The sequence below is a fragment of the Methylomonas sp. MK1 genome (assembly GCF_000365425.1).
GTDB lineage: Bacteria > Pseudomonadota > Gammaproteobacteria > Methylococcales > Methylomonadaceae > Methylomonas.
The window spans coordinates 324094-344489 of sequence record NZ_AQOV01000002.1 but is presented as its reverse complement, the minus strand read 5'-3'; the positions used below and the strand labels follow the sequence as shown (position 1 = coordinate 344489).

Sequence of the window (20396 nt, the reverse complement as noted above, 5' to 3'; positions counted from 1 at the left end):
AGTGCCAATCATTCCGGCCTATTTTACCGTCCAATTGCTGGTTAAGTCACCGTCCAATTGTAGGTTTAAACGCCGTCCAATTGCTGGTTAAGTCAGCGTCCAATTGTAGATTACCACTTGAAAATAGCGCGACCAAGCCTGAACAACCGTTAGGGATTATGACGCCTCATCTTGATTTGCAAGGGTGATTTCGCCGGAGAGGAGTTTGGGGAGTAGGGAATCCCTTAATTCAGTAAGCACATTAATTTCTTTGCAATTCTCTTTTAGCTGCATAAAAATCAATTGGATAGTATCTTCAAATTTAATTATTAAATCTTGAGGAGGCACGACAACAACCTGATTTCGGAGTATGTCTGTTTTTAAATTTGTAAATACACTTCCATTACCTTGGGCAATAAGTGCTTTTCTAATATCTAAAAAAAGCTGATATAAGTAATTATCAGTAAATAATTTCTTATTTGGAAAATGGAGCCACCCGTCATGAATACATGCATCTAACTCGAGAAACTTTGGCAACCCTGGTGTCGCGCTATTAGTTAAAATCAAAGTACCTTTTTTTAATAGAACTGTCTTTTTCAAACCTTCTTCTTTAATAAACTCTTTCGTACGAAACAGAAAGGGACTAGGTTCAGCTGTAGCATCGGCAATTTTTGTCCATGGCAATCCTTTTTCAACCATGTATTCATTTATTGGCCTTGGTGAGCCACCCCGCTTTATTTCTAAGTAATTACCTAAAGGCTTCGCTTCCCACCCCTCCGGCATTTCCCCCAGCTCAGAATCCACCAAGGCATCGGGGAATAAGGCGGCGGTGGTTTTGAGTTGTTTTAGGGTTTGCGGGTCGAGTTGGGCGAGTTGTTCCGGGGTTTTGCCGCTGATGGTGCAGATGGCGGCTTGTTCTATTTGCTCGGCAGTTGCGCCTGCTTGTTTGGCGGCCATTTTGGCTTTCACCGGCTCAAAATCGACAAACCAGCTTTTAAAAATGGCTTGGGCGATTTGTTCTAGGGTTTGGTTGGTTTGGCGGTTGAGTTCTATTTTTTTATCAAAAGACTCTAATATATCCGCAACCTTTTCCTGTTCATTTAAAGGCGGAATAACTATAGATAATTTTCTTTGCGAAGTGATTGGAACCTGATTTCTAGTCGTTTGACTCATCACGGATGCAAGTTGATTTTGAAATTCGCGACCAGAAAAATAAGCGGCAAGGTACTTAGGCAATAATCTCGTTATATCTAATCTATATAGAGTCAAAGATGTACCTATTAACACTCGTTCGTTTAGCATTGGCACCACAGCAACTCTTCCTACCGTTGCATTATGAGACAGTAAGACATCATCGGCCTGAATGAAACCAAAAGTAAATTTACTTGCTTTGTTATTATTTAATCTAGGAGCGTTTTCAATATCAATATTCCCGGAATCATCTAATAATTTAGCTGTAATAAAAGGCACACCTCTCTTACCAAACTCTGATGCTCTAGGATAATTAGAACCGTGATTTCCATCTTTGTGGGTAATAATAACTCCATCAGCTATTAAAGATTCAATAGTTGCATTTTTCCAACCATCAACACTCATAACCCAACCCCGCCAAGTTCTTTTTAATCTCGGCTTCCAACTTGTCACTCTGTTCAAACTGGCTTTTCAGCTGTGCGGTCAAGCGTACCATTTTGTCGGCAAAGGCTTCGCCATCGTCCACGGCATCGGCTGCGCCAACATAACGGCCTGGGGTAAGGACATAGTCGTGTTTTTGAATATCGGCCAGGGTGGCAGATTTACAAAATGCGGGGATGTCGGCGTAGGTTGGGGTGACGTTAGGAACCCCAACATCGGCTTCGGCATTCGTTGGGGTTCGTTCCTCACCCCAACCTACGGTTTGCCAACAATAAAAGGTCTCGGTGACTTTGTTTAAATCGTCCTGCGTAAAGTCGCGCAATACGCGGTCTTTCATGTAGCCCAGATTGCGGGCGTCGATAAACAGGATTTCGCCTTTGCGATCGCGTAAGGTTTTGCCACTGGCGGAGGTGCGTGGACCTTTGTTTTTGGTTAAAAACCAGATGCAGGCGGGGATTTGGGTATTGGTGAACAACTGGCCGGGCAAGGCGACCATGCATTCCACCAAGTCATTTTCGATCAGCGCTTTGCGGATTTCACCTTCGTTATTGGTGTTGGAGCTCATGGAGCCGTTGGCGAGCAGCAAACCCATGCTGCCGTTGGGCGCCAGGTGGTAAAGCATGTGTTGCAGCCAGGCGAAGTTGGCGTTGCCGCTGGGCGGTTTGCCATATACCCAGCGCGGGTCGTCGTCACTGACACCGGTATCCCACTCGCGCATATTGAACGGAGGATTAGCCATCACAAAGTCGGCGCGTAAATCGGGGTGTTGGTCGTTGGTGTAGGTGTTGGCGGGTTCTTTGCCAAAGTTAAAGTCGATGCCACGTATCACCATGTTCATGGCGGCCAACTGCCAAGTGGTGTGGTTGTATTCCTGGCCGTAAATCGACACATCGCCAATACGGCCTTGATGCTCGCGGATAAAGTTTTCCGATTGTACAAAAAAGCCGCCGCTGCCCATCGCCGGATCGTAGACGCGGCCTTTAAACGGTTCCAGCATTTGCACGATCAAGCTGACGATGGATTTTGGCGTGTAAAACTGCCCGCCTTTCTTGCCTTCGGCCAAGGCAAATTGGCCGAGAAAGTATTCGTAAACATGGCCGAGAATGTCTTTGCTGCTGAGGCTGGCATGCTTGAAGGGGATGGTGGCGATCAGGTCAATCAGCTCGCCCAGTTTGGCAGGATCGATTTGCAGGCTGGTATAGCGTTTGTTGAGGATGCCTTTGAGTTTGGCGTTGTCGTGTTCGATGGCTTCCAGCGCGTGGTCGATTAACTGCCCGACCGAGCTGATGCGGGTGCAAAGGCGTTTTTCGGTGTCATCTGCCGGCGCTTGGGTCAGTACGTCACCGGCTTTAGTCAGCCAAATGACGCTGTTAATGACGACTTTGTTCTGATTTTGCAAAAACTCCCAGCGCGCTACTTTCGGCACCCAAAATACATTGGTTTCGGCGTAGTAGTCGCGTTGTTCCAGTTCGGTGTTGATTTCAGCTTGGTAGTCGGCGCTGTCCTCGCCGCCAAAGTCGGCGGGGTCTAGGTAGTATTCGTGGCCAGGGTTTTTAAATTGCTCCGTTAGCTCTTGGCGCCGAATGTCAAACGAGTCGCTGACGTATTTTAAAAAGATTAAGCCGAGTACCGTGTGTTTGTATTGCGAGGCGTCCAGGGTGGAGCGCAGTTTGTCGGCGCTGGTCCAGAGTTTTTTATCGAGGTTGTTTAAAAACTGTTGTTCGTCGATGTTGACCATAGGCATTAGGTTTTTTAAATTATTTCTGGCGTCTTGTGGGGGTTATCGGTGTTTACCAATCACTACAAATAAGGTTGGACGAAACGTTTTACAGAATCCAACACATCAAGAAGGGAAGCTGTTAGATCAAGCGCCTTATTGATGATTTCTGCTTTGAGTTCAGGATCATCAGGGTAATCATGTGCAAAGGTGTTTCTGACTTCACGCAGCAACAACCAATCATCCGCTGATGGAATCGCACCAATTTTTTCAAGGCGATTCAGCTTATCAATAAAAGCTTTTAATTCCCCCGGTTCTTTTGTCAGCTCTAACACCGCCGGGAACAGCTTGGCGCCCATTGCATCCTGCAATTTCCCAAATCGGACAGAAAACTGATCCAAAACGGCAATCTCAGTATCGGTCAAACGACTTAAACCGTGTTCGTCAAATGGGGCATGGCATTGCAGTTGACTTACAGCCCACCGCAACCTATCGGCATGACGGTCACAGATTTTTAGTATCTCTTGTATGGCTGTAATCATTGCAACTTAATCCCGGTCTGTTTAGCAATTTGATAAATAGGTAAGTCAACCGAGCCATTGGCCTTACGCAACACGACGTCGATTTTTTGATCCCCGAGCCTTTTGTGTAAATCACGTAGAAATTTCAACTTACTATTGATCAAGTCCGCTGCCGATTGCGCTTGGACCTCAATATAAAGATCGATGTCGCCACCTTTTTCGTCATCCCGGGCTCTTGAGCCGAACAACCACACATGAGCATCTTCACCGAAGTTGCTTAAGACGCTTTCACGTATTGTTTGGGCTTGAGATTGTGATAACCGCATGGTTTATTGCTCCTTCAACAGCATTTGCAAGACTTTCAGCCATATACTCAGGTAAACGAACGGGTACTGTGATTTTAGTAGACTTTACCAGACATAAAAAACCCCGCGAAGTCTTGAAACTCGCAGGGTTCGGTACATCTTAGGACTTTTAATACTCATTCTTGGTGGAGGCGGCGGGAATTGAACCCGCGTCCGCAAGCACTCCGCCACAAGCTCTACATGCTTATCCCGCGCTTTTAATTTAACTGTTGACTACCCGTCGGGCCAAGAGGATCAACAGCGATTTCGATTGGATTTAGCGCTTCGGGCTCCGAACTAAGCCTTGGCGCGAGCTTATGTAATATGATCCCTGAGCGCCCCCCGAAGGAGACTCCAGACGCATAAGTACATCTGGTCAGAGAAGTGGTGCAGGTTTTAAGCTGCTAAGGCCACTGAGTAGTTTTCGTCGTTTGCGAATACTTGTTTTCAGTAGGTTTTACGAGCTGTACTGTGCTCGGCATGCACCTGAGGTTTTGCTACCCACGTCGAAGCCATGTCGCCCCCAAGAAGTTGTATCTTATCAAATCGATAAAATAATTGTCAGCTATATAGGTTTTAAATCAATTATTTCAAGAGGGCCTTTTTCCCAATCGCCTGAACAGTAATGCCGCAAATTAAACCTTGATCTGCGGCAACTCAAACCCTATATCGTTCGATGTTGCTAAACCTTGTTTTATAAGTTGTCGGAGGCCCGGCTATCCGCTATAAGTCATAGACAACCATAACGCCCAAGCCCTCGTCACAGCATCAACAGGAGCCATTGCGTGCAATATAAAGATTATTATCAAATTCTCGGCGTGAGTCGCGATGCGGTGCTGGCAGACATCAAAAAAGCTTACCGCAAGCTGGCCCGCAAGTATCATCCCGATGTTTCGAAGGAACCGAATGCCGAGGCGCGCATGAAGGAACTCAACGAAGCCTATGCCGTGCTGTCCGATACGGAAAAGCGCGCGGCTTACGATCAATTGGGACGCGGCTATCAACCGGGCCAGGAGTTTCATCCACCGCCGAACTGGGATGCCGGCTTCGAGTTTTCCAGCACCGATACGGCCGATTTCGGCGACTTTTTCAGCGAATTATTCGGCAAGATGGGCGCCGGCCGAGCTCGCGGCGGGCCCTTTGACGGCCAAGCCGGTTTTCATGCCCAAGGCGAAGATCATCACGCCAAAGTACTGCTGGATATAGCCGACGCCTTTAACGGCGCGGCCCGGCAAATCAGCTTGCGGGTGCCGCGTATGGATGCCGGCGGCCATGTGGTTTTGGATACGCGCACCTTGAACGTAAAAATTCCCAAGGGCGTCTACGAAGGCCAAATCATCCGTCTAGCCGGCCAAGGTGCGCCGGGCATGGGCAGCGGCAAACCCGGCGATTTGTTGCTGGAGGTACATTTCAATCCGCATCCGCGTTTGCGGGTGGACGGTAGCAATCTGCATATGAGCCTGCCGGTCACGCCTTGGGAAGCGGCGCTGGGCGCAATGGTGCCGGTGAATTTATTCGATACCGGCCTGAAAGTGCGCATCCCGGAAGGCACACAAAGCGGCCAACAATTGCGGCTGCGCGGCAAGGGCATCCCCAGCGCGACGCCGGGCGATTTGTTGTTGGATATTCAGGTGGTATTGCCGCCGGCCAACACGGCCAAAGCCAAAGCACTTTACGAAACCATGGCGCGCGAACTGGCTTTCGACCCGCGCGCTCAGCACAGGAGTTAAAGCATGCCATCAGCCGAGAACTTGATAGACGCCGTTCTGGAAGACAGCGGCCTGACATTGCAGCAGCTGGCGGCCATCTGCGCGGTAGAGCCGGAATGGATTACCCGGCATATTGAAGAAGGCTTACTCAACCCGCTACCGCAGCAGCAAAGCGAATGGCGTTTTTCCAGTGCGCATCTGGTGCGGGTGCGACGTATCGTCAGTCTGGAACGCAATTTCGAAGCGGTACCGGAGCTGGCCGCGCTGGTGGCGGATATGCAGGAAGAGATCGACGAATTGCGCCGCCGCTTGCGCCGGGCCGGCCTGGAGTAGGCTATGCAGAGCATCGAATGGCATCGTCATAGCTGGCTTAACCGCCTGCAAACAGTGCTATTAATGTTGGCACTATTGGCAATCTGCACCTTGGCCGGCAGCCTGTTGTTTGGGGAAGAAGGCATCTGGATCGCCTTGGCGACCGGCGTATTTGCGCTGATCTTCGAACCGGCGGCGGCTTGGCGCTTGACGCTAAGTCTTTATCGCGCGCGGCCTATCCATCCGCAAGAAGCGCCGGCGCTGTGGCAAATGCTACAGGTGCTGGCCGAACGCGCCGAACTGCCCAGCGTCCCAGCGCCGTATTACATTCCCAGCCCGCTTATCAACGCCTTTGCGGTCGGAAGCCGCCAACAATCGGCAATTGCGTTGACCGATGGATTATTCAAGCAACTTAACTCGCGGGAACTGGCCGGCGTGTTGGCGCACGAAATGGCGCATATCGCCAATAACGATTTGCGGGTGATGGGCTTGGCCGATGCGATTAGCCGGATTACCGCTTTATTCGCCGCCACCGGACAGTTGTTTTTGTTGCTGTCCATCCCTTTGCTGCTGTTCGGCGAAATCAGCTTTCAAATCAATTGGCCTGGCTTGTTGCTGCTGTTGTTTTCACCGCATTTGGCCTTATTGATGCAGTTGGGCTTATCGCGCATCCGCGAATACGATGCCGACCTGAATGCGGCGGCGCTGACCGGCGATCCACTGGGATTGGCGACAGCCTTGGCGCATATCGAACAAGTCAGCGGCGGTTGGAAGTCGATACTACTGCCAGGCTGGGGCAATCCGGAACCGTCTTGGCTGCGCACTCATCCGCCGACCGCTGAACGGGTACGCCGCCTGCAAGCCTTGAGCCCCAGCCGGCCGCAAACCCGTTGGCACGAGCCGTTCATCGCGCCGGCTTACGGTAGCCGGGTGATTGTCCGGCCAGCGCGTTGGCGCATCGGCGGTTTGTGGCGATAGTCGGTTAATTTTGACGGGCGAATCAATTCGCCGATACTTATATTCGAGAACACAATATGAGCGAATCCCTACATTTAGTCTGCCCACATTGCCAAGCGGTAAACCGCCTGCCGGCGGCCCGTCTGTCGCAAAGCCCAAAATGTGGACAATGCCACCAAGAATTATTCAGCGGCCATCCTTTGGCGTTGACTGAGAAAAGTTTTGAAATACATCTGGCGCGCAACGACATTCCACTGCTGGTGGATTTTTGGGCAGACTGGTGTGGACCGTGCAAAATGATGGCTCCGGCCTTTGCCCAAGCCGCGCAGGTTTTGGAACCACGGATTCGCTTGGGTAAAGTCGACACCGAAGCCGAGCAGGCGCTCAGCGCCCGTTATAACATTCGCAGTATTCCCACTTTGATTTTGTTTAAAGGCGGTCGAGAACTGGCCAGACAAGCCGGCGCACTGAGCGCGCCAGACATCGTGCGCTGGGTAAACAGCCAGCTATAAACGCGGCTCGGTTTGGCCGATGGCTATCGGCAAATCGCCGGCGACGTGCCGCTGCCACATGGTTTTGTACAAGGCTTCCAAATGCCGGGTATAAGCCTTGATATCGAACAGTGGTGTGCTTAAGCGATTGTCTGCCAATTTTTGCCTGACTTCGCTTAAGCGTGCCGGGTTGGTCGCCAGTTCCAGGGCCAAATCGTAATAGCCTTCCAAATCGGCGGCTATCAATTCCGGCAAGCCAATCGCGTGCAGCAAACTTCCGGCTACCCGGGATGCAAAGGTATCGCCGACGCAAGTGACTATCGGCACCCCCACCCATAAGGCATCGCTGGCGGTGGTATGCGCGTTGTAAGGTTGGGTATCCAGCACCAGATCGGCCAAGGCCAGGCGGCCCAAGTGTTCGACCTGCGGCAAATCGTCGGCAAATATCAATCTATCCGGCGCAATGCCGCGTTGATAGGCTTCGTTTCTGAGCCGGCCCTTGGCTTTGGAGTTTTTTAACAGCCACAGCACGCTGCCCGGGACGCTGTATAACAGCCGGCACCAAATATCGAACACGTCCGGGGTAATTTTATAGGCCTGGTTGAAACAGCAAAATACAAAGCCGTGCTCGTCCAAACCATGCTGAGCGCGCTTGGTCGGCTTACCAATTTCCGCATGCCGGCCGTGCGGTTGATAACTATCCGGCAGGTAGGCAAAGGCTTCGCTGTAATCGGCCGCACTGGCCGCCGGGGTCAGATACGGATCGGTGATGATGTAATCGCAAAAGTCGCCGCCCAAGGTACCGGGATACCCCAGGTAGTTGACCTGAATCGGCGCTGGTCGGTAGCTGAGAATCTCGGTGCGGGTGCCGCGGGTGTAACCTTTTAGGTCAATCAGAATATCGATATTGTCGTGGTGAATGGCTTGGGCGGCTTCTGATAAAGACAGAGCTTGCAGATCGACAAAACTGTCAAAAAACTCGCAAAGGCGTTGGCGCATGCCCAGGCCGTCGTCCGGGCCATACGAATAGGCATACACTTCAAACTGCTCTCGATCATGCGCCTCGAACAACTCCGCCAGTAAAAAAGCCGTGGCGTGTTCGTGAAAATCGCTGGACAAATAACCCAAACGAATTTTTGGCCGATTATTATTAGTATAACTAAACGCCAGATCGGCGCGCTCAAGCGCACTGGCATCGATGCGATCTTTCAACCAGAGATCGGCGCACAAGCGCTGCTCTGCTGCCGATACGCCGGGTATCGACAATAAATGAAACGGCGACACTTTATTGCTTTCCTGAGCCGCCAGGCTAACGCGCATTTTCTCGCGCCATTCCTCAACCCGCTCCCACTCGCAAAGGCTACGACTGCGATCATAGAATTTCATCTGTCTGACTCCGTCGCCATCCTGCCCAATGGCCCGCGAAGATGCGCGGGACCTGAACCTCATGGTACCCCAAATCCGTCGCAGTGCCGGATTTATCGGGGTGCCGACTAAAGCGCTACAGCATTTGCAACAGCGGCTTGAGCGGAATAGCGAATTTCTGGCGGGCGATGTCGCCGACCACCCCGGTATAACTGCGCTGCAAATATAAATCCACACCACAGACCCTGGCGATCATCGAGCAGCGGCCGCTGAGCGCAAACTGCTCGCCTTGCAGGCGATAAGTCAACGGCACGCAATCGTTGCGCAGTATCGGCCCGGCGACGACCAAATCGATACGCTGATCGAACATCTCGTATTCAATGCCGCCCGGCAACAAAGCCAGCTCCGCCAGCAATACCCTGTCGTCATCGCCGATAGTGCCGTAAATACTGCAACGGCACTGGTGCAAATCGGTCAGCAATAGCTCGGCCAGTATTTGCGCATTGAGTCGCCCCGGCTGTTGCTCTACCAATTTTTCCAGTCCGTGTATCTGTCTCATAAGCTTTGCCGATAGCGTCGATGGGGGTTTGCCTTTAAAATAGCGGGCTTACACTTCACAGCAAACATGGCCGTGCGCCCCGGATATTTGATGACCGATTATAAATTAACCCATCTGAAACAGCTCGAAGCAGAAAGCATCCATATCATTCGCGAAGTGGCGGCGGAATTTGAAAAGCCGGTCATGCTGTATTCGATAGGCAAAGATTCGGCAGTGATGCTGCATCTGACGCGCAAAGCTTTTTTCCCCGGCAAACCGCCCTTCCCCTTATTACATGTCGATACCACCTGGAAATTTCGGGAAATGATCGAGTTTCGCAACAACATGGCGAAAGATCTGGGCTGGGATTTAATCGTGCATATCAACGAAGAAGGTGTCTCCCAAGGCATAGGCCCGTTCACCCACGGCAGTAAAAAACATACCGACGTGATGAAAACCGACGGCTTGAAACAAGCCCTAAACAAATACCAGTTCGACGCGGCCTTCGGCGGCGCGCGGCGGGACGAGGAAAAATCCCGCGCCAAGGAACGGGTGTATTCGTTTCGCGATAAAAATCACCGTTGGGACCCGAAAAATCAACGCCCGGAACTCTGGAACATCTACAACGGCAAAGTCGATAAAGGCGAGTCCATCCGCGTTTTCCCGCTATCCAACTGGACCGAGCTGGACATTTGGCAATACATCCATCTGGAGAACATCCCCATCGTGCCTTTGTACTTTGCCAAAGAGCGGCCCGTGGTCGAAAAAGACGGCATGCTGATCATGGTCGACGACGAGCGCATGCCGATCGGCCCGGACGACAAAGTCGAAATGAAAATGGTGCGTTTCCGCACGTTGGGTTGTTATCCCTTGACCGGCGCGGTTGAATCGACAGCCACCACGCTGCCGGAAATCATCCAGGAAATGTTGCTGACCACTACCTCTGAACGCCAAGGCCGTTTGATCGATCACGATCAAGCCGGCTCTATGGAACAGAAGAAACGCGAAGGCTACTTCTAGCAGACCGGCACTGCGTTGACAGCGAACATGGCGATCAAAAGTTTGTTATTGATGTTCATCGTTCTGTATGCGGCGGATAGCTTAGGCGTAGTTTATAAATGCACCGATACAAATGGCCGCATCGTCTATTCAGACACCGCTTGCGATACCAAAGTTGATCGCAAGACCGCGAATTTGAAGCCGCTTGCAGAAGTCAAAAACGAACAATCGCCCAGCACCAAAATCGCCGATAAGGTTAAGAGCTTTTTTCAGAGTGACTCAAACCCCGAGCCCCCAGATAGTGCGCCGACGACCAGTTTAGTAGAGCACCAAGCGCAAAAATACGCATGCGACGGTCGCACGTATTGCTCGCAAATGACCTCATGCGAAGAAGCGACTTTTTTCATCAACAACTGCCCGGACACCAAAATGGATGGCAACAATGATGGCATTCCCTGTGAAAAACAGTGGTGCCGATAAGTCTTTTAGCGAGTAACTCATGCAATTACATGAAGAAATACAAGAACACCTTGTAAGGCTGGAACCCCGCTTACAAGCGGAGGTATTGGATTTCGTCTTGTTTTTGGAACATAAACAAACGCAATCGTTACCGGATACCGTAATTAACGATGAAGAGGCCCTAAAGATTCATCAACAATTGATGAATCAGTATGCCGACGCCTTTGCAAAACTAGCGCAGTAACAATGCCCGACTTGTTTTTTATCTCGAAAACCCTGGCATTAACGATACATAGGCAACAAATAGAACGCTTCGGCGGTACGCAAGGCATTAGAGATGAATCATTGCTGGAATCGGCGCTCGGTGCAGCCCAACAAACCTGGCATTACAGCAGCGACATTTTTCAAACTGCCGCTCAATATTGCTATTCGCTCGCCAATAACCACCCGTTTTTGGACGGCAACAAGCGAGCCGCCGCTGCTTGTATGCTGGTTTTTCTGGCTGCCAACCATAAACAACCGGCGATGGACAACACCCAGCTCTACGAATGGGTAATTAATGTAGCAACCCGGCAATTGAGTCGTGACGAACTAGCCGACTTATTAAAACAATATTGCAAGTAAGCGCTTTATAAAAAAAGCGCGGCACCTTTTAAACAAATAAGGCACTTAGGAATCCCATGTCCCACCAATCCGACTTAATTAGCACCGACATCAACGCCTACTTGGCGCAACACGAACGTAAAGAGCTGCTGCGGTTTTTAACCTGCGGCAACGTCGACGACGGCAAGAGCACCCTGATCGGCCGCCTGTTGCACGACTCGAAAATGATTTACGAAGACCAGTTGGCGGCTGTGCAAGCCGATAGCGTGAAGTCCGGCACCACCGGCGCCGGCAAGATCGATTTGGCCTTGCTGGTCGATGGTTTGCAAGCCGAGCGCGAGCAAGGCATTACCATTGATGTGGCTTACCGTTATTTCTCCACCTCCACCCGCAAATTCATCATCGCCGACACCCCTGGGCACGAGCAGTACACGCGCAACATGGCCACCGGCGCGTCGACTTGCGATTTGGCGGTCATATTGATCGACGCTCGTTATGGCGTGCAAACTCAAACCAAACGCCACAGCTTCATTGCCTCGCTACTGGGCTTGAAACACATCATCGTCGCCATCAATAAAATGGACCTGGTGGGTTATAGCGAAGACACTTATCGGAAAATCCAAGACGACTATCTGGCGTTTATCAAAACCCTGGATTTACACGACGTGCATTTCATCCCGATGTCGGCTTTGGACGGCGATAACGTGGTCAACCCCAGCGTCAACATGCCCTGGTTTACCGGCATGCCGATGATGGAGTTACTGAATAGTATCGAGATCGCCAGCGACCACAACTTCGACGACGCCCGCTTCCCGGTGCAATACGTCAACCGCCCTAATTTGGATTTTCGCGGCTTTTGCGGCACCGTCGCCTCCGGCGTATTTCATAAAGGCGACGCGATTACCGCGCTGCCGTCCGGCAAAACCAGCAAAATCAAATCCATCGTCACCTTCGATGGCGAACTGGACGAAGCTTTTGCGGCGATGGCGGTAACCTTGACATTGGAAGACGAAATCGACGTCAGCCGGGGCGACATTATCCTTGGCAAGCAACAAGCTGCACCCAGCATCGCCGACAAATTCAAGGCCACTATCGTCTGGATGACCGAGCAAGCCATGGTGCCTGGCCGGCAATACGTGATTAAACTGGCGACACGCAGCGTGTCAGGCTCGATATCCATGATTCATCATCGCATCGACGTCAACACGCTGGAACACCACGATGCTATGGAGTTAAAACTCAACGAAATCGGCTCCTGCACCGTGACGGTCAATGCGCCGGTGGTGTTCGACCCTTACAAACACAATAAAACCACCGGTTCGTTCATCGTCATAGACCGCCTGACTAACGTCACGGTCGGCGCCGGCATGATCACTGGCGACGCCAGCGCGGAAGACTGGTCGCCGGTGTCTGCGGCCGAACGGGCGATACGTTTCAGCCAAACCGCCAGCATCATCGCCTTGAACGGAGCCAATGCCAAACAAGTGGCTTATCAATTGGAACGCAAACTGTTCGATACGGGCCACGCCACCACGGTATTGGAGCAAGCGAACGACGCACTGACCACTGCTATCAAGAACGCCGGTCTATTGTGCTTATGCCTTGATGAAAAACCGGCTGTTGCCGATTTGAGCTTCGATTGCGATCAATACAACGTCGATGAGATTTACGTTGCATTGAAAAATCGGGAAGTGATTCGATAATGAGGACTCACCGTCGGCTTGACGGTGAGCAGGATGAGGATTTTAGCGATTAAGTGGGCGGAAACCTCGAATGCAGAGGTTTCCGCGTCAAGCTACAGTTGTTATTTCAATAGATCCAGCGCTTTTTCGGCGGCTTTTTCTTTAGCCTTGCCTTTTACTACGCTGCTCGCTTCGCCGGTTGATTTAGGTGCCGCATCGACTTTGCCTTTCAGATCCGTTGCCGCTTCCTTGCCGGCTTTCAAGGTTTCCACGCCTTGCTTGGCTTCCGCCGGCACCGCCTGCTCCACTTTTTGCTGCGCGGCGTCTTTCACCGCATCCTGGGCCTGATCCTTAACCACGCCAGGCGCTGTTTGTACAGCCTGTTTTGCCGCGCCCGCGGATTCGACAGCCTGGACTGCCGTTGTCGCGCCCGGCACCGCAGTCGGCACTGCCGCAGTGGCGGCGTTGGTCGCGGCTTGCTTGGCAATACCGCCTAAAACAGAGCTTTCGGCGAAAGCGGAGCCAGAAATTAACAACAGTGAAGCCAAAAATACATTTTTGTGTTGCATGGTGAAACTCCTTAGTAATAGTTATTAACGCGGGGACAGAATACCCCAGCCAAACTTAACGGCTGATTAACGCTATTACTGACGTGCCATACAATTTCTCAAACCCCGGCAATCCGTTTTAACGTGGAACTAACCAGTGATTCAGCGCGCGCCATGTCGTCGGCTTCGGCATAACAACGCAGTTCCGGCGCATTACCGGAGGGGCGCAGATGCACAATCTCACCATTCGCAAAACTCAAGCGTAATCCGTCGGTGACGTCACTATGAACCAGTTCACCCAATTCATCGCCCCACAAACTACGATAAGCCGTAGGTTCGGCTTGCAAACGCTCCAGCAAAGCCCGGCTATTAGCTACCGGAAAGTCTTGGATACGGTCGCTGGCGGTGTAGCGTTGCGGCAAGCCTTGCAACAGTCCCGATAACTTCACGCCTTGGGTACTAGCCATCGCCAGTAACGCCAAGGCCGGCAGCAGCGAATCGCGAGTCGGCAATGGTGCCAAGGCTTTGCCGTTCACGGACAAACCGTTCCCGGCCAGAAAGCCGCCGTTGGCTTCAAAACCGGCCACGCCGCCGCTTGGCACTTGCTCCATGCCCGCAATCACGTAAGGCGAACCGATTCGCGTGCGTATCACCTGTTTGAACCAGCCGGACGCCTCTATGGCGGTATTGCAGCTAACCGGCGTTACCACCGTGTCCGCACCCAGAAACTTTGCGCAGAGTAAACCGACAATATCGCCGCGCAGCCATTCACCGGTTTCGTCGCCGATCAAGGGTCGGTCGCCGTCGCCGTCGGTGGAGATCAGTGCATCCAGTTTATATTCGGCGGCCCAGTTGCGGCCGCGCTGCCGATCCGCCTCCCCAACCGCTTCGGTATCGATAGGTACGAAGGTATCTGTTCGCTCCAAACCGATTACCTCAGCGCCCAATTCCGCCAGCACGTCTTTCAATACATCGCGGGCGGCGCTGGAATGTTCGTAAACGCCGACTCGCCAGCCGTTTAGCAAATCGTGACCGAATAGACTGGTGTAACGCTGCCGAAATTGCGTCAGCGCAGCCGAATTGACTGGCGGCAGCTCGGCGGAAACAGTTTGCACGTCCACTGTTGCGCTAGTCATCGCTGCTTCGTCGGCCTTGCTGATCTCGCCGTCGGCCCGATAAAACTTGATGCCGTTGCGGTCGAACGGAATATGACTGCCGGTAACCATAATCGCTGGCAGACCGTTCGCCAACGCATACAAAGCCAGCGCCGGCGTCGGCAACACGCCGCAAAAATCCACTTCGCAGCCGGCCTGACGAATGCCTGCTATGCAAGCTTGAGCAATTTCAGGGCTGGACGGCCTGAGGTCCATACCAAAAACAATTTTTTGGCCGGGCCGGACCAGATTTAAACCTTGGATAAACGCCAGCGTATACGCCGCGCAGACTTCATCGGTCATTTGCTTAACCAGGCCGCGCGCGCCGCTGGTGCCGAAAGCCACGCCGCTGTCGGCCATCATTTGTTGGATGTTGATTGTTGTCATGAGTCAGGAGCAGTTGAGAGTCGATGAAATGAAAATACCGGCAATTCTACCGGTCTAATTGGACATGATAGAGAAAACCTGATTTTCGGCAACCCGAATCGTAGCGTTACCGGAAATCTCACTGCGGCAGGCAATGCATCCGCCGAATAAAATCCTGTAAGGTTTGGCCGGCGTCGTCGGTAAATACTTCATCCAGCACCAGCGCCCGCAGGATACGATCCAGCCGGAAATTGCGAAAGTCGCCGCGTAGTTCGCACCAACCCACCAAGGTCCAGACATTGCCCCAAAAATATAAGCCCAGCGGCCTGATCCGCCGCTGGCTGAAGGTACCGTCGGCACGGCGGTAATCCATGGATAGCAAACGCTTGCCGTCCAGCGCCTTGCGGCAAATATCCATGGTCACATCCAAATCTTCGCGCTGCGAAAAACGCAGCGCGAATAATTTGCTGCGCTCCAGTTGCTCACGCAGTTCGGCCGGCACCACCGCCGTCACCTTATCCAGCACCGACTGAGCGGAATGGCCCAGCTCCTTACCGGCCCAGGTTCTAACCATCCGCGCGCCGATTACCAAGGCTTCCAGTTCGGCGGCGCTGAACATGATGGGCGGAATATCCAAACTATGGCGCAGCATATAGCCGACACCGGCCTCGCCTTCGATAGGAATGCCGGACAGGCTTAAGACCTGGATGTCGCGATAGATGGTGCGTTCGGAAACTTCCAGACGCTCGGCGAGCGCCTTGGCGGTAACCAGCCTCCGGTTACGCAGGATTTGGACGATTTGAAACAGACGATCGGCGCGGCGCATCCGTAGATCGGGCAGTCAAGGTTGAAACTGCCCGCCGTTTTAATTGCCGTTAAGCTTGGGAATACAGGCCAACACGATTACCTTCGCTGTCTAGCAACATCGCAAAATAACCGCATTCGCCATCGTGTATGGGGGTTTTCGGCATCAATACACTACCGCCGTTTGCCTCTACCTTGGCCAAGGGCTCGTTCAGATCGGCGCCGCCGTTGAAATACACCACCGCGCCGGTTGCGCTGGGCTGATAATGGTCGCCCAATATCAACATACCGCTGACCGCGCCTTCTTCAGCGTCAAAAATCGCCATTTGATAGCCGCTCATTTCCTCCTCCTTGAACGATGCGTTTAAAACGCCGCGATAAAACTCCTGTGCGCGCGGCATATCGATGACGGGTAATTCAAACCAAGTTGCTAAGTTGTTGACCATAATGTTCTCCTCGTTGTGGTTAAAAGAGCCGTCATCCTAAAACAGCCCTCCTGACAGCGTTATGTCAGCAATGTTTTAGGCCTTAGCGCCGACCACCTAATAACGAGCCCAACACGCCGCGAATAATTTGCTTGCCCACTTCCTGGCCGATACTGCGGGCGGCGCTTTTCGCGGCCGCTTCCAGCACACTTTGCCCGCCGCTGCGACCGCGCCGCGATTTGGTAGCCGCGCCCACGCCGCCCAGCAATACTTCGCCCCAATTGAAACCTGAGCCGGAACCACCATTCTCGGCGGCGGGCTCGGGCGGAGCGACTTTTTCCGCGCGGCCTTTCAAAATTTCGTAAGCCGATTCGCGATCAACCTGTTTTTCGTAATGGCCGGCAATCACGGATGTGCTGATAGACTCCTGGCGTTCGGCATCGCTGGCAGGGCCGACTCGGGAACTAGGCGGCTTGATCATTGCTCGCTCTACCGGCATCGGCGTACCTTTTTCGTCGAGGAAAGACACCAAGGCTTCGCCAACACCCAGCTCGGTAATAGCTGTTTCAACATCCAAACCTGGATTCGCCCGGAAGGTTTCCGCCGCCGCTTTCACGGCTTTTTGGTCGCGCGGCGTAAACGCCCGCAAGGCATGCTGCACCCGATTGCCGAGCTGGCCGAGAATCACGTCAGGAATATCCAAGGGATTTTGACTGACAAAATACACACCCACGCCCTTGGAACGGATCAAGCGCACCACTTGTTCGATTTTTTGCAGCAGTGCCGACGGCGCATCGTTGAAGAGCAAATGCGCTTCGTCGAAGAAGAACACGAGCTTGGGCTTATCCAGATCGCCGGCTTCCGGCAGATTTTCGAATAGTTCGGACAACAACCACAGCAACAAGGTGGCGTAAACGCGCGGCGAGTTATACAAGGTGTCCGCCGCCAGAATATTGATCACGCCCTTACCGCCGTCGGTTTGCAGAAAGTCGTTGAAATCCAAGGCTGGCTCGCCGAACAGATTCTCGCCACCCTCGTGCTCGAGTTGCAGCAAACCGCGCTGGATCGCGCCGACGCTGGCCGCCGAGATACTGCCGTATTCGCTAGACAGCTCCGAGGCGTTTTCGGACGCGTATTGCAGCAAGGCCCGCAGGTCTTTCAAATCCAGCAACAGCCAGCCATTGTCGTCGGCAATTTTAAAGGCAGCAGTGAGGACGCCGCTTTGCACCTCGTTCAAGTCCAGCATTCGCGCCAGTAAAAGAGGCCCCATTTCCGAGACGGTCGAGCGTAGGGGGTGGCCTTTTTTACCGAGCACGTCCCAAAACAGAGTCGGCAGCGCCGAATAGTTGGCGGCTATGCCCAACTCGGCCAGCCGCGCTTCAACTTTGGCATTGTCCCCACCGACCCGGCTGATACCGGACAAATCGCCCTTCACATCGGCCATGAATACCGGTACACCGATTTGCGAAAACGCTTCGGCCAAGGTTTGCAGAGTGATGGTCTTACCCGTCCCGGTAGCGCCGGCGATCAAGCCGTGGCGGTTAGCCATGGCCGGCAACAGACAAAGTTCGGCAAGTTGGGATTTGGCGATCAGCAAGGGTTCGGTCATGGGCATTTCCTGAAAAAGCGGCAAGGATAAAAAAGTCGCGCAACCATACCATGACCTGAATTGTTAGGTATAGGTTGGCATTAGCGTCCCTCGCTAGAGCTGCTTTGTCTCAAAGAATCAAAGCCTCCTACTGGGCTTTCAGTAAGCCATCCCTACTATGGGCAGAATACCTTTGTAATACATTTCTTCAAACCTTCACGGTTCGGTAACCGTTTTGACTTGGACAATTCGTACGATTGCGCACCGACCGGAACTCTGCTAGGTCGCCAAGACAGAATTTCTAGGAAGAATACCGACGACTTTGTTTTTATTCGAGATCTTCTCGACAAAAGGCTGAACGTAGGTAGCTGGCAATGGAAGCGGCAACGCATTGAAAAGTTCCAAACACAATGCGGCCAGCACACTTTAACCGACTTTGATAGGCCTTTAGTGAAAGCTAATGGTTCGACTTGAAGTCAACTTGCCTTTTTAAAGTTATTAGGGACTTTTATGAAATTTAAAACTTCGCTCCTGGCATTTGCCGGGGTAATTTCAATATTCAGCGGGAATGCCTCGGCGGCATTAATTTCGTTGGACGGTAACGGCTTTACGGCTATCTATGACGACACCAATTTAGGCTTGTTTGGCGCCCCGACTTTATCGGGTGACGGCAATAGCGTTTTGTTCTCGCCGTTGAACTTTAAAGCCCAAGCAACCGGTACCCAAGGTACGGTGTTCACCAACAGCAACGTGCAGTTTGACATCAGACCCGATGCGAATCTGAGTTTGAGTGGCGTAAGCCTGGTGGAAAACGGCGACTACCGTCTGGTCAATCGTTCCGGCAGCATCACCTTGGCGCCTTCGGTCGATGCATCCGGTCAATTGCGTTTAACCAATCTGTGGAATGGGGTGGATCATATCGCGACCAATTTTTCCGCTGGGCCATTGACAGACTCATGCGCCACATCAACTGGCTGCCCGCTAAGCACTTGGTCGGCCTCGGCTACGTTGAATACGCCTGTTGCTTGGGGTAATGCCGATGTTCGCGTCAGAATCCAAAACGACTTAACCGCTGAATCTTTCAATGTAGGTGATTCCGCATTGATCGAGAAAAAACAATCATCACAAAGTCTGGTATTTACGCCGTTTGTTGAAGGCGGATCAACCGCAGTGCCTGTTCCTGGTGCTGTCTGGTTGTTTGCCTCAGCTTTGGCAGGCCTGATTGGTTTGCGTCGCAAAGTAAGCCCGTAAGACGGTTGTATTGCTATACCCCAGCCTGACTTATCCGGAAACGGCAGGTTTGGCTTGCTAAAAAACGTTAACACTAGACACGGATGTCGCCTTAAGATTTCGTCACAAGCAGTCGCTGGCTTTGTAACTGCTGCGTCTAAAGCCCCGCGCGAGCCAGAGTGACATTCACCGGCCGCATTCAATACCGTTTACGCACTATCTGGCGGCTACGCAGCGAACCTAGCGCACCCGAACGGGAGTTACAACAGCTTGAGAATATCGGTTTCCAGATCGGGATAAGCGCCAAACTTACATTGGACCAGCAAGCCCGCTCTATCAACCAGAATATAGGATGGGGTGCCTTGTAACTGGAAAAATTCGAAGGTTTCGGCGTGATAATCCAGGGTTTGTAGATATTGTTTTACCTGCGCTCGCACATGCGGTTGGCGTAAACCGATGTCTTGCTCCAAATCGCTTAAGCGTTGGCTGATAAAGGCGTCAATTTCGCTTTCAATACTGCCGAATTCACGCTTGGTCAATCTATCCATTGCTACCGGAAAATCGAGGCGATACGGTAACTTGCCGTCCTGCAACAGACCTCGCCCACTTAACACTCGCAAGGTTTCGCCGACCACTTCGCCGGTTTCGATCAGACGTTTCAAGTTTTGCAGATTATTTTTATCGAAGTCCTCAAACGCGGTAGCCAACCCCAGCACGGTCAAACCGCTCTCGGCATAACGTTGTTTTAACGCCAAGACCTGCGGCAAACAAGACAAAAAACAGCCGGGACAGTTGACTTGAAACACCGCCACCAACACAACTTGACCACGCAATTGTTCGAAATTGACAGACTGTCCCTGCACCCATTCGGAAACCGATAGGGGCGGCACTTTTTGACCGATCATTACCGTTCGCATATCGCTCTCCCCCGATAGTTTTAACGAAATCTTCGAACAAGTTGATGGGGTTCACT

The 20396-nt window shown here is 52.2% G+C and carries 22 protein-coding genes and 1 other RNA gene; 10 read left to right on the top strand and 13 right to left on the bottom strand.

What is annotated here, in order from left to right; translation table 11 throughout:
- Positions 1-156 precede the first annotated feature (156 nt).
- The 5 genes from G006_RS0118455 to ssrA form a co-directional block, all read right to left on the bottom strand.
- Positions 157-1575, bottom strand: coding sequence for a restriction endonuclease subunit S (locus tag G006_RS0118455; RefSeq protein WP_020484708.1), 1419 nt, complete (start codon positions 1573-1575; stop codon positions 157-159).
- Positions 1565-3355, bottom strand: a complete 1791-nt coding sequence (locus G006_RS0118450; RefSeq protein WP_235048888.1) for a class I SAM-dependent DNA methyltransferase — start codon at positions 3353-3355, stop codon at positions 1565-1567. Before G006_RS0118450 ends, G006_RS0118455 begins: the two co-directional genes overlap by 11 nt.
- Positions 3356-3411: 56 nt before the next feature.
- The gene (locus G006_RS0118445) at positions 3412-3870 is read right to left on the bottom strand and encodes a hypothetical protein (RefSeq protein ID WP_020484706.1); all 459 of its coding nucleotides are present in this window, start codon (positions 3868-3870) and stop codon (positions 3412-3414) included.
- On the bottom strand, positions 3867-4175 hold the full coding sequence (locus G006_RS0118440) for a nucleotidyltransferase domain-containing protein (RefSeq protein ID WP_020484705.1): 309 nt from the start codon (positions 4173-4175) through the stop codon (positions 3867-3869). Before G006_RS0118440 ends, G006_RS0118445 begins: the two co-directional genes overlap by 4 nt.
- A gap of 162 nt (positions 4176-4337) precedes the next feature.
- Positions 4338-4718, bottom strand: a transfer-messenger RNA (tmRNA) gene (ssrA, locus tag G006_RS27990).
- 260 nt (positions 4719-4978) lie between these two features.
- Between ssrA and G006_RS0118435 the strand changes: the two genes are divergently transcribed.
- The 4 genes from G006_RS0118435 to trxC are packed head-to-tail and all read left to right on the top strand — an operon-like array spanning position 4979 to position 7683.
- On the top strand, positions 4979-5923 hold the full coding sequence (locus G006_RS0118435) for a DnaJ C-terminal domain-containing protein (RefSeq protein WP_020484704.1): 945 nt from the start codon (positions 4979-4981) through the stop codon (positions 5921-5923).
- Between the two features lie 3 nt (positions 5924-5926).
- A complete protein-coding gene (locus G006_RS0118430; RefSeq protein WP_020484703.1) occupies positions 5927-6235 on the top strand; it encodes a chaperone modulator CbpM in 309 nt (102 codons plus the stop codon).
- A 3-nt stretch (positions 6236-6238) separates the two neighbouring features.
- On the top strand, positions 6239-7192 hold the full coding sequence (locus G006_RS0118425) for a zinc metalloprotease HtpX (protein WP_020484702.1): 954 nt from the start codon (positions 6239-6241) through the stop codon (positions 7190-7192).
- Between the two features lie 56 nt (positions 7193-7248).
- Positions 7249-7683 carry a thioredoxin TrxC gene (trxC, locus tag G006_RS0118420; protein ID WP_020484701.1) on the top strand — a complete coding sequence of 145 codons (435 nt, stop codon included), beginning with the start codon at positions 7249-7251 and terminating at the stop codon, positions 7681-7683.
- Here trxC and G006_RS0118415 read toward each other — a convergent pair.
- Together G006_RS0118415 and G006_RS0118410 are read right to left on the bottom strand one after the other, a co-directional pair.
- Positions 7678-9048 carry an O-linked N-acetylglucosamine transferase, SPINDLY family protein gene (locus G006_RS0118415; RefSeq protein WP_020484700.1) on the bottom strand — a complete coding sequence of 457 codons (1371 nt, stop codon included), beginning with the start codon at positions 9046-9048 and terminating at the stop codon, positions 7678-7680. The genes trxC and G006_RS0118415 overlap by 6 nt on opposite strands.
- 115 nt (positions 9049-9163) lie before the next feature.
- Complete coding sequence (locus G006_RS0118410) at positions 9164-9586, bottom strand: hypothetical protein (RefSeq protein WP_020484699.1); 423 nt, start codon at positions 9584-9586, stop codon at positions 9164-9166.
- A gap of 90 nt (positions 9587-9676) precedes the next feature.
- Between G006_RS0118410 and cysD the strand changes: the two genes are divergently transcribed.
- The 5 genes from cysD to cysN are packed head-to-tail and all read left to right on the top strand — an operon-like array spanning position 9677 to position 13329.
- Positions 9677-10585: a sulfate adenylyltransferase subunit CysD gene (gene cysD, locus G006_RS0118405; protein ID WP_026147155.1), complete on the top strand. Its 909-nt coding sequence runs from the start codon at positions 9677-9679 to the stop codon at positions 10583-10585.
- A 27-nt stretch (positions 10586-10612) separates the two neighbouring features.
- Positions 10613-11044 (top strand): excalibur calcium-binding domain-containing protein, encoded by a 432-nt coding sequence (locus G006_RS0118400; protein ID WP_020484697.1) that lies wholly within the window; start codon positions 10613-10615, stop codon positions 11042-11044.
- Between the two features lie 19 nt (positions 11045-11063).
- Positions 11064-11267 carry a hypothetical protein gene (locus tag G006_RS0118395; protein ID WP_020484696.1) on the top strand — a complete coding sequence of 68 codons (204 nt, stop codon included), beginning with the start codon at positions 11064-11066 and terminating at the stop codon, positions 11265-11267.
- Positions 11268-11269: 2 nt separating this feature from the next.
- Positions 11270-11647, top strand: a complete 378-nt coding sequence (locus tag G006_RS0118390) for a type II toxin-antitoxin system death-on-curing family toxin (protein WP_020484695.1) — start codon at positions 11270-11272, stop codon at positions 11645-11647.
- Between the two features lie 56 nt (positions 11648-11703).
- Positions 11704-13329: a sulfate adenylyltransferase subunit CysN gene (cysN, locus tag G006_RS0118385; RefSeq protein ID WP_020484694.1), complete on the top strand. Its 1626-nt coding sequence runs from the start codon at positions 11704-11706 to the stop codon at positions 13327-13329.
- 101 nt (positions 13330-13430) lie between these two features.
- Here the strand turns inward: cysN and G006_RS0118380 are convergent, their stop codons facing one another.
- From G006_RS0118380 to G006_RS0118360, 5 genes are all read right to left on the bottom strand, one after another.
- Positions 13431-13877: a hypothetical protein gene (locus tag G006_RS0118380; protein WP_020484693.1), complete on the bottom strand. Its 447-nt coding sequence runs from the start codon at positions 13875-13877 to the stop codon at positions 13431-13433.
- Positions 13878-13975: 98 nt separating this feature from the next.
- Positions 13976-15397, bottom strand: coding sequence for a phosphomannomutase (locus G006_RS0118375; protein ID WP_020484692.1), 1422 nt, complete (start codon positions 15395-15397; stop codon positions 13976-13978).
- Between the two features lie 118 nt (positions 15398-15515).
- Positions 15516-16202 (bottom strand): helix-turn-helix transcriptional regulator, encoded by a 687-nt coding sequence (locus tag G006_RS0118370; protein ID WP_020484691.1) that lies wholly within the window; start codon positions 16200-16202, stop codon positions 15516-15518.
- A 49-nt stretch (positions 16203-16251) separates the two neighbouring features.
- Complete coding sequence (locus G006_RS0118365) at positions 16252-16626, bottom strand: VOC family protein (RefSeq protein ID WP_020484690.1); 375 nt, start codon at positions 16624-16626, stop codon at positions 16252-16254.
- Between the two features lie 82 nt (positions 16627-16708).
- Complete coding sequence (locus G006_RS0118360) at positions 16709-18214, bottom strand: helicase HerA-like domain-containing protein (RefSeq protein ID WP_020484689.1); 1506 nt, start codon at positions 18212-18214, stop codon at positions 16709-16711.
- A gap of 489 nt (positions 18215-18703) precedes the next feature.
- Here G006_RS0118360 and G006_RS0118355 point away from each other — a divergent pair, with 489 nt between their 5' ends.
- Positions 18704-19444 (top strand): hypothetical protein, encoded by a 741-nt coding sequence (locus G006_RS0118355; protein WP_020484688.1) that lies wholly within the window; start codon positions 18704-18706, stop codon positions 19442-19444.
- A gap of 239 nt (positions 19445-19683) precedes the next feature.
- Here G006_RS0118355 and G006_RS0118350 read toward each other — a convergent pair whose 3' ends face one another.
- Positions 19684-20340, bottom strand: a complete 657-nt coding sequence (locus tag G006_RS0118350) for a redoxin family protein (protein ID WP_020484687.1) — start codon at positions 20338-20340, stop codon at positions 19684-19686.
- Between the last annotated feature and the right edge of the window lie 56 nt (positions 20341-20396).

Bases quoted from the DNA above. Each gene is read 5' to 3' on its own strand.
- G006_RS0118455 (WP_020484708.1), bottom strand. From the start codon at position 1,575: ATGAGTGTTGATGGTTGGAAAAATGCAACTATTGAATCTTTAATAGCT.
- G006_RS0118450 (WP_235048888.1), bottom strand. From the start codon at position 3,355: ATGCCTATGGTCAACATCGACGAACAACAGTTTTTAAACAACCTCGAT.
- G006_RS0118445 (WP_020484706.1), bottom strand. From the start codon at position 3,870: ATGATTACAGCCATACAAGAGATACTAAAAATCTGTGACCGTCATGCC.
- G006_RS0118440 (WP_020484705.1), bottom strand. From the start codon at position 4,175: ATGCGGTTATCACAATCTCAAGCCCAAACAATACGTGAAAGCGTCTTA.
- G006_RS0118430 (WP_020484703.1), top strand. From the start codon at position 5,927: ATGCCATCAGCCGAGAACTTGATAGACGCCGTTCTGGAAGACAGCGGC.
- G006_RS0118425 (WP_020484702.1), top strand. From the start codon at position 6,239: ATGCAGAGCATCGAATGGCATCGTCATAGCTGGCTTAACCGCCTGCAA.
- trxC (WP_020484701.1), top strand. From the start codon at position 7,249: ATGAGCGAATCCCTACATTTAGTCTGCCCACATTGCCAAGCGGTAAAC.
- G006_RS0118415 (WP_020484700.1), bottom strand. From the start codon at position 9,048: ATGAAATTCTATGATCGCAGTCGTAGCCTTTGCGAGTGGGAGCGGGTT.
- G006_RS0118410 (WP_020484699.1), bottom strand. From the start codon at position 9,586: ATGAGACAGATACACGGACTGGAAAAATTGGTAGAGCAACAGCCGGGG.
- cysD (WP_026147155.1), top strand. From the start codon at position 9,677: ATGACCGATTATAAATTAACCCATCTGAAACAGCTCGAAGCAGAAAGC.
- G006_RS0118400 (WP_020484697.1), top strand. From the start codon at position 10,613: ATGGCGATCAAAAGTTTGTTATTGATGTTCATCGTTCTGTATGCGGCG.
- G006_RS0118395 (WP_020484696.1), top strand. From the start codon at position 11,064: ATGCAATTACATGAAGAAATACAAGAACACCTTGTAAGGCTGGAACCC.
- G006_RS0118390 (WP_020484695.1), top strand. From the start codon at position 11,270: ATGCCCGACTTGTTTTTTATCTCGAAAACCCTGGCATTAACGATACAT.
- cysN (WP_020484694.1), top strand. From the start codon at position 11,704: ATGTCCCACCAATCCGACTTAATTAGCACCGACATCAACGCCTACTTG.
- G006_RS0118380 (WP_020484693.1), bottom strand. From the start codon at position 13,877: ATGCAACACAAAAATGTATTTTTGGCTTCACTGTTGTTAATTTCTGGC.
- G006_RS0118375 (WP_020484692.1), bottom strand. From the start codon at position 15,397: ATGACAACAATCAACATCCAACAAATGATGGCCGACAGCGGCGTGGCT.
- G006_RS0118370 (WP_020484691.1), bottom strand. From the start codon at position 16,202: ATGCGCCGCGCCGATCGTCTGTTTCAAATCGTCCAAATCCTGCGTAAC.
- G006_RS0118365 (WP_020484690.1), bottom strand. From the start codon at position 16,626: ATGGTCAACAACTTAGCAACTTGGTTTGAATTACCCGTCATCGATATG.
- G006_RS0118360 (WP_020484689.1), bottom strand. From the start codon at position 18,214: ATGACCGAACCCTTGCTGATCGCCAAATCCCAACTTGCCGAACTTTGT.
- G006_RS0118355 (WP_020484688.1), top strand. From the start codon at position 18,704: ATGAAATTTAAAACTTCGCTCCTGGCATTTGCCGGGGTAATTTCAATA.
- G006_RS0118350 (WP_020484687.1), bottom strand. From the start codon at position 20,340: ATGCGAACGGTAATGATCGGTCAAAAAGTGCCGCCCCTATCGGTTTCC.